Origin of the sequence: Tunicatimonas sp. (genome assembly GCF_049647865.1) — a bacterium.
GTDB lineage: Bacteria > Bacteroidota > Bacteroidia > Cytophagales > Cyclobacteriaceae > Tunicatimonas.
Map to the genome: position 1 here is coordinate 1 of NZ_JBARYM010000143.1, position 3,509 is coordinate 3,509.

Annotated in this window: 2 protein-coding genes and 1 pseudogene; all 3 read right to left on the reverse strand. The window is 41.9% G+C overall.

Going from position 1 to position 3,509, the window contains the following annotated elements:
* Positions 1-607: hypothetical protein (locus tag WBA23_RS04485; RefSeq protein WP_424581050.1), on the reverse strand; the 607-nt coding region annotated here is incomplete at its 3' end.
* Positions 604-1,497, reverse strand: coding sequence for an ATP-binding cassette domain-containing protein (locus WBA23_RS04490; RefSeq protein ID WP_424581051.1), 894 nt, complete (start codon positions 1,495-1,497; stop codon positions 604-606). The genes WBA23_RS04485 and WBA23_RS04490, both read right to left, overlap by 4 nt.
* Positions 1,486-2,847 (reverse strand): annotated as a pseudogene (locus tag WBA23_RS04495) (cysteine peptidase family C39 domain-containing protein); the annotation flags it as partial. The gene WBA23_RS04490 and the pseudogene WBA23_RS04495, both read right to left, overlap by 12 nt.
* Positions 2,848-3,509 lie beyond the last annotated feature (662 nt).

A 3,509-nucleotide genomic window follows, 5' to 3' on the forward strand; every position in this document is an offset into this window, starting at 1 on the left:
GAGAAAAGTCTTTTTGCGCCAGTTGCACCTTTCTATCCAACAAAGTTAGTTGTTTTTGTTGCCGGGTTAATAAATCCTGATATTTGTACAATTGGTTGCTGACGGCTTGTCGTTGTTGAACGTGTGGAGTAAGCCGAACATACAGCTGGTATTTTCGGATAGCTTCCTGCACATGGGTGTACGTAGATTGCAGCTCCCCTAACTGATAGGAATTCACGAAAAATGTATCTTCCGCTAGGAAAGTAGAATTGAATGCTTGTAACTCCTGAGTGAGTCGTTGAATATCTGAGTATAGCGCTGAATTCTGGATTATTGCCAGTACAGAATCCGCTTCTACTGTGTCTTGATCGGATACCCATAGCATACTTACGGGACCAGTCGCTTGAGCAACTACCGGTATTGGTGGGTGAAGCGTAGTGATGACTAGCTTGGCGGGTATCCGATCAGGATAACGAATGAGCCAACTAAGTAGTACTAGTAGCACTACATTAGACAACACAAATACTTCTCCCCACCGAACAATCCACTGGGGGGGAGTTTCCAGCACTTCTTGTAAATATTCCGAAGGTTCACTTAGCTCGTCAATAGCTTTGGGTAATTTGTTCATTCGCCCAGTTCTAATTGGTTTTTTACCAATGTGTAATAAAACCCTTTTTGATAGGTTAATTCAGCGTGCGTTCCTCGTTCAACAATGCTACCTTCGTCCATCACGAGAATCTGATCAGCATGCTTGACCGTACTTAACCGATGGGCGATAATCACCACCGTACGGTCTTGATAAAAATTCTCTAGATTATTGACGATATAACGTTCACTTTTAGCATCCAATGCACTGGTAGCTTCGTCAAAAAATAAATAAGTCGGGTCTTTGTAAACCGCCCGAGCAATGAGCATTCGTTGCCGCTGTCCACCCGATAGTCCCATACCATTTTGCCCAATAGGTGTAGCGTAACCTTTTGGCAAGCCATCAATGAATTGTTCTAGATGGGCAATACGCACAGCATGGGACAAGCGTTCCTTATCCAGAGGACTTTTACTATCAGATTCAGTGATATTAGCCAGAATAGTGTCATCAAAAACAAATCCATCTTGCATGACCACGCCACACTGGGTAAGCCAATGGGTTGACTTAATATTGGCTAATTTTTGTTCACCTACGTGTATACCACCTTCGGAGGGTGAATAGAATTTAAGCAGCAATTTCAGTAGAGTCGTTTTTCCACTGCCACTGGCCCCCACGACCGCAGTAACCTTACCCTGGGGAATAACGGCTGATACTTGCTGAAGAACGGCGGGTGAATGCGGTCCTTCATAGTGGAATGTAAGGTTGTCGATGTGTATAATTCCTGAAGGATGGTCAGCAAATGTTTGATCTGCCTTAGTATCTTCACTGAGTTTGGCATGTACTTCATTCAGGCGAGTTAAACTTAGATGAGCATCTTGAGCCGACTGAAGAAAATCAATCAGGCTAAGTAACGGAGCATTCAGTTGCCCCAAGATGTATTGTACGGCAATAAGCATCCCTAGCGTCATATCTCCTCGCACTACGAGCAGCGCTGCTAAAAAGGTGATGCCGATATTTTTAAGCTCGTGGATAAACGTTCCCCCACGAGCCTGTAGTTGATCAACTGATAGTGTTTCAACATCTACCTGATGTTGCTTAATACGAACTGCCTCCCACCGCCAGCGGCGACGTTGCTGTGATCCGTTTAGCCGAATCTCGGGCATACCGTAGAGTAAATCATGTAGTTGTACTTGGTGTTCTGATGAGGCTTCAAATCGCTTGTATTCTAGCAGGGCCCGACGGCGAGCCAATAGTAAAATCCAGCCTACGTATAGTATAGCCCCAATCAGAAAAATGGTAAATATCAGAAAATTGTAGTAGGCTAATACCAAGCTAAAGACTGCTACGCTAAAGACCGAAAAAAGTACGTTTAGCGATTGGGCAGTCAGAAATTCTTCAATCCGCTAATTATCGGTGATACGCTGGAATAGATCACCCAAATTCTTTTGCTCAAAAAATGCGTAAGGCAGTCGCATGAGTTTCTGCAGGAAGTTAGACAGTAGTGATATACTCACCCGGTTACCTATGTGAAGTAGTAAATAACTGCGGATAATTTCTCCGATAGTTTGAGAGATAAAGAGCACCAACTGAGCAATCAGAATGATATAGATAAAATGTAGGTTATTATTACGAATACCTTCATCCACCAGTGCTTGTGCTAAAAAAGGAAAGACCAACTGAATGAGACCGATAGCCAGCACACTCAGCAACAGTTGACCTATGTAGCGGTGGTAAGGCCGAAAGAAAGGTAGTAGTAAGTTCCAGCCATTGGCAACACGTGGTTCCGTCTGGGTATCTTTTTCGTAGAACGGTGGCGTTGGCTCCAACAACAATAAGATTCCTGAGCCCGACTGATTCTCATTCGCTTGGGTTACGGCCATATCAGGTTGATTATTTGCCGTTTGCTGATCCGATTGCCATCCCGACAAGAATTCTTTCCAGCTATAACGCAGCTTACCCGTAGCTGGATCGGCCACGTATACGTACTTGCGGGTTATACGGTATACTACCACATAGTGACGGTCGCGCCAGTGAGCAATGCAGGGCAGTAGTACATCATTTCGCAGCGTGTCAAAATCAGTGACTACTGCTTCGGTACGAAACCCCAATTGTTCAGCAGCTTCCGCTAGATTGAGTAGCGAAACGCCCTGTTTTCCCAGAAAAGTAGTTTCTCGCAATTGTTCTAGGGTATAGTGCTGTCCGTAGAACCGCCCTACCATTCGTAGGCAGGTTGGCCCACAGTCCATGTAGTCGAGTTGGCGGTAGAGAGGAAACTTTCTCAATAGTATTTGATTAAACGAATTAACTTACAATACTCCTACCTAATAAGCAGTACTTAACCTGTACTGACTATTATTTGGTTGAAAAAAAGTAGAAGAATAAAGCATGATTTAACATCGGATCAAAAAAAAAGCCTAATAATTACTTATTAGACTTAACTAAAATGGTTTTAAGTAAAGTTTAATCTACTTTTCTTTGCCCATAAGTTTTTTTAAAAAATCAGGTAGATTAGGCTTACTTCCTCCTCTCACACTTTGTTGGTGCTTCTTTGATAAAGAAAACATTTTCTCATTACGTAAATTTGGGGTGTTTCGCTTTTTACTCAAAATCGTCATAATAATATATAGTTGTAGTGTACAATAATTATGACCTAAAGATATTCATATTAAATGTAACAGATCAATACAATTTCTATTTATTTCACCAATGCTTAAAAAACAAGCGTGAACAGCTTATAACCCCTCACGAATTAGTCAATTTCATGCATATTACGGTTTAGCTAGATATCGCAAACTATATAATTTCATATATTTGAATACTAGTTATATACTAAATCATGGAAGAGCTATCCCTGCATTTCACTAAAAGAGAGAAAGTAATTCACACCTCCATCTGGCTGTTGTATTTTATAATGATGGTGAGCACTTCCTATGTGGCACGCGAT